This is a genomic window from Micromonospora sp. NPDC052213, assembly GCF_040679695.1.
Lineage (GTDB): Bacteria > Actinomycetota > Actinomycetes > Mycobacteriales > Micromonosporaceae > Micromonospora.
Window position 1 is genome coordinate 1 of sequence record NZ_JBFAVI010000376.1, and the last position, 1,197, is coordinate 1,197.

General features: G+C 71.1%; 2 protein-coding genes. Both read right to left on the bottom strand.

Annotation, left to right across the window (positions count from 1 at the left end):
• The coding region (locus AB0L34_RS34095) for an NUDIX hydrolase (RefSeq protein ID WP_363709801.1) at positions 1–366 on the bottom strand (366 nt) is incomplete at its 3' end.
• A gap of 6 nt (positions 367–372) precedes the next feature.
• On the bottom strand, positions 373–1,092 hold the full coding sequence (locus tag AB0L34_RS34100) for a DinB family protein (RefSeq protein ID WP_233514817.1): 720 nt from the start codon (positions 1,090–1,092) through the stop codon (positions 373–375).
• Between the last annotated feature and the right edge of the window lie 105 nt (positions 1,093–1,197).

Sequence of the window (1,197 nt, forward strand, 5' to 3'; positions counted from 1 at the left end):
GGTGAACCAGCCGATGGCGTCGTGTTCCTCCGGCGCGAGGTTGGCCGGATACCCCGTCCACGCTTCGACCAGCCAGATCCGCATGGAGAACGTGTCGGCGTGAACCTCGTGCACTGGTGGACCCGACGGCAACGCCGCGTCGACGCCCAGTTCCTCTCGGAGCTCACGAGCAAGTGCGACACTGGGCGGTTCCCCGGGTTCGACGTGCCCGCCGGGCAGGTCCCAGACGTCGGGCAGCACACGACGCAGGGGAGAGCGGTGGCACAGGAGTATCCGGTTGCCGTCGCACAGCAACCCGGTGACGATGCGCGCCTTGGGAGATCCGTCCGCCGAGGCCTCCGATGCGGGGCCGGTCCACGTGGACACCGGACGCTACGCCTGCGCGTCCAGGTCGCGCACCGCGAAGCGGAGGTGTTCCCACTCCTCGTCGAAGATGACGTGGAGGCAGTGCAGGACCGGCTTCTCGTGTTCGGGTGACCAGGCTGACGGCCGAGGCTCGGTGAGCAGCTCCGGAGTGACGCCCGTGAGGAAGTCCCGCACCATGGCCTGCCGCTCGGCGCGCAGATCGAGCACCTGGGCGAGACTCGGCCGCGCCGCGGGGAAGATCGACATGTCGAGTCCGTCCGTCTCGTACTCGGCGTGCGGCTGCCCGAGCGGATGGAAGGGCTGCGGCAGGCGCAGGATCGCCTTGCCGAGCCAGGCGTCGGTGGCGAACGCGAGGTGGCGCAGGGTCTGCGCGAACGACCACTCGCCGTCGATCGAGATGTCGGCGGCACCCTCGGGCATGGACACGACCCGGTCGACCGCGGCCGCCCAGGCTCGTTCGAGCGCCGCCCACGCCGCGCGCAGGCCGTCGGGATCCTCGGCACGCCTCAGCTCGCGCCCGGGGAACCGCCGGTTGAGTTCGGCCTCGACGAGCGGCACGACGTCGACACCGTTGACCAGCAGCGTGCCGTCGGTGAGCCACGGCGCGTCGATGTCGAGCCCGCGCACGTCGACGCCGCGCATCACCGCGCCGGCCAGCGTCGACCTGGTGAAGCGCGCGCCTTGCAGGTCCCGGTCCACGAACGTCGTGAGGTCGCTCTGGTCCACGGCGCACCCCTCTCGTCGGCGATCGCGGCAATGCTAGCGAGCGGGTCCGACAACAGCTGTCGATGCGACCGAACCGGGGAGCTGCGGGTGGCGGCCGACGACCCG